Annotated in this window: 3 protein-coding genes; all 3 read right to left on the bottom strand. The window is 37.0% G+C overall.

From position 1 onward, the window contains the following. Nucleotides 1-2,168: heavy metal translocating P-type ATPase (locus tag WBF61_RS01045; protein ID WP_424253147.1), on the bottom strand; the 2,168-nt coding region annotated here is incomplete at its 3' end. A gap of 16 nt (nt 2,169-2,184) precedes the next feature. Further along, on the bottom strand, nt 2,185-2,631 hold the full coding sequence (locus WBF61_RS01040; RefSeq protein ID WP_424253149.1) for a CopY/TcrY family copper transport repressor: 447 nt from the start codon (nt 2,629-2,631) through the stop codon (nt 2,185-2,187). A 187-nt stretch (nt 2,632-2,818) separates the two neighbouring features. After that, the coding region (locus WBF61_RS01035) for a tRNA-dihydrouridine synthase (protein WP_424253145.1) at nt 2,819-3,118 on the bottom strand (300 nt) is incomplete at its 5' end.

The raw sequence follows: 3,118 nt of genomic DNA, 5'->3' as shown, positions 1-3,118 counted from the left end.
GAACCAATAGCGATACCAATGTCTGCTTGTGCTAATGCTGGAGCATCGTTGATACCATCTCCGACCATAGCAACTTTTTTACCTTCAGACTGAAGTTTTTTCACTTCATTCGCTTTATCTTCTGGTAGTACTTCACTTAACACGCGATCAATACCAACTTGTTTAGCGATTGCTTCAGCTGTCCGTTTATTGTCACCTGTAATCATGGCCACTTCGATACCCATTCGGTGTAATTTTTCGATAGCTTTCAAACTATTCTCTTTAACCGTATCTGCTACAGCGATAATACCCGCAATTTCTCCATCTTTTGCAATGTACATTGGTGTTTTACCTTGACTAGCTAGCTTGTTTGACGACTCTGCTAGGTCTCCTAATGAAATGTTTCTTTCATCCATTAACTTTTTATTGCCTAGTACTAACTGTTGCCCCTCAATACTCACTTCTATACCCCGTCCAGGAATGGCATTAAAGGATTCTGTTTTACTTAATTCCAAGTTTCTTTCTTTGGCATCATTAACAATTGCTTCTCCTAATGGATGTTCTGAACCTTTTTCGGCAGAAGCTGCTAGAATTAAAAGGTCTGTTTCCGAAAGGCCATTTGTGGTCACAATGTCTGTCACTTTTGGTTTTCCTTCTGTAATGGTTCCGGTTTTATCAAAAACGATGGTTTGTATTTTATGAGTGGTTTCTAAAGCTCCTCCACTCTTAATCAAAACTCCATTTTCAGCTCCTTTTCCTGTCCCAACCATGATAGCTGTTGGTGTGGCTAGTCCCAGTGCACATGGACAAGCAATAACAAGAACAGAAATCGTAATGGTTAAAGCAAAAACCCAAGATTCTTGGCCTAAAAAGAACCAGGCTAAACCAGCTAATACAGCTAATGCGATAACGATTGGAACAAAAACCCCAGAAATTTTATCTGCTAATTTTGCAATTGGAGCTTTTGATCCTTGGGCGTCTTCCACTAATTTGATAATTTGTGATAATGCGGTATCTTTGCCGACGTTTGTCACTCTGTATTGGAAGCTTCCATTCTTATTGATACTTGCGCCGATAACCTTATCATGAGGTTTTTTCCCAACAGGCATACTCTCACCTGTTAACATTGACTCGTCTATTGAGGTACTTCCTTCTAGCACAATCCCATCAACAGGTACTTTTTCACCTGGTCGAACAACAACTACATCGCCAACTTGTACTTCATCAATCGCTACTTCTATTTCTTGGTCTTCTCTTACTATACGAGCTGTTTTTGGTGCTAGACCCATTAATTTTTTTATTGCTTCTGAAGTTTTACCTTTTGAAACAGCTTCAAAGTAATTTCCTAAAGTAATTAGCGTTAAAATAACCGCTGCAGATTCGTAATAAAGAGCCATTGTGAAACTCGTATCGCCTGAATAAATCATGTAGGTTCCAAATAGGCTATAAATAAATGCTGCACTGGTGCCCAGAGCGATAAGAGAATCCATATTCGGGTGACCTTTAACTAATGTCTTGAATCCAACTATGAAGAAACTACGACCATAATACATAACTGGTAGTGTTAAGACTAATTGAGTTACAGCAAAAGCTAAAGGGTGTACTAGTGGATCAACGATTCCCGGCACAGGTAGACCTAACATATGTCCCATCGCGATATACAATAAAGGTACTGTAAAAATAGTCGACAGTAAGAACCTATGCCAGACATTTTTAATGTGCTGTTGTTTCTTTTCCTGATCTAAATCAACTGACTTATCCGAGTCTACTTCTTCGTGAGCCTCATACCCTGCATTGGCAACTGTTTTCGTTATTTCTGATATATTTAGTAGGGTTGGGTCATATTGAACGGTCATTTTCTCTGTCGCTAAATTGACTGTTGAACGTTCCATACCCGGAAGTTTTTGTGTTTCTTTTTCAATCGTTTGCGCACATGAAGCACACGTCATTCCTTCTATATTAAATGTTTTTTTCTGTCTATTCGATACTGCTTTGTATCCTGCACTTGCAACTGCTTTTTGAATATCTGACTCTGTTAAAGATAATTCATCAAACTGGACAGTCATTTTTTCCGTTGCAAGATTAACTGTTGCTGCTTTTACACCTGGCAACTTGCTTATAGACTTTTCAATGGTTTGTGCACAAGAAGCACATGTCATTCCTTCTATACTAAAATTTTTATTCTCCACTTTAACTCCCCTTTTCTTAGTGGTGACTTAAATTGCATTCACATTGCCCAGCTATACAGTTACATGGAACCTCATCTAATGCTGTCATTTCTTTTTGTTCTAATAATTTTCTTAACCGATCGATATCAGATTTACTTAATACGGTATCCATCACCATATTCGCAATCAGCTGTCCCCGTTGCTTGTCACAAACTCTAGAGAAAATATCATCCGTATAACATTCCATACTATTTTCTTCAGTTACTAAGGCTGAATAAATAAATTTATTTCCGTCTTTTGTTGTCATTAACGCTTTCTTATCAACTAATCGACCAATTAACGTTTTGATAGTAGCTGCTTTCCATTGCTTTTTATTTTCGAGGACTTTTACAATTTCTCTACTAGTAACCGTTCCACTAGCCCAAACCACACGCATAATTTCCCATTCTGCTTCTGTAATTTTAATTGAAGTGATTGTTTCCATATTATTCTCTCTCCATTCGCTTACATCTGTAATCATCAATCTCACTATTAGTTTACAACTGTAATCATTTTTTGTCAAATTTTTTAAACGAATCGATTCGCTCATCATTTTCACCTATTTCATTCGCCTATTTAATCGTATAGAAAAACCGAAGAAAATCAGTGCGATTCCTTCGGTTATAATTCATTTAATTTGTTTCATTCTCCATAAGATACTTCGCTTCAAACTCATCCAATAATACTCGGACTTCATTTGTTGTATTGGTTTCCATTAATTGAACCCGTAGTGCACTTGCTCCTTTAAACTCACGAATGTAAATTTTAAAGAAACGACGAAGAGGTTTAAAGATACGCGTATCTGTTTTTGAAAATTGATCAAATAAATCTAAATGGGTTCTGAATAAATCTAGCAATTCCTTTGGTCCATGCTCTCTAGGTTCTTTTTCAAAAGCAAATGGATTATGGAAAATTCCTCGTCCAATCATTAC

The organism is Carnobacterium sp. (assembly GCF_049673005.1).
In the GTDB taxonomy this organism is placed as follows: Bacteria; Bacillota; Bacilli; order Lactobacillales; family Carnobacteriaceae; genus Carnobacterium_A.
Note: the sequence above shows the minus strand (reverse complement) of the source record. Positions and strands in the feature narration are given on the sequence as shown.

Excerpts from the sequence above, each read along its gene's own strand:
- WBF61_RS01040 (WP_424253149.1), bottom strand. The coding sequence starts at position 2,631 with ATGGAAACAATCACTTCAATTAAAATTACAGAAGCAGAATGGGAAATT.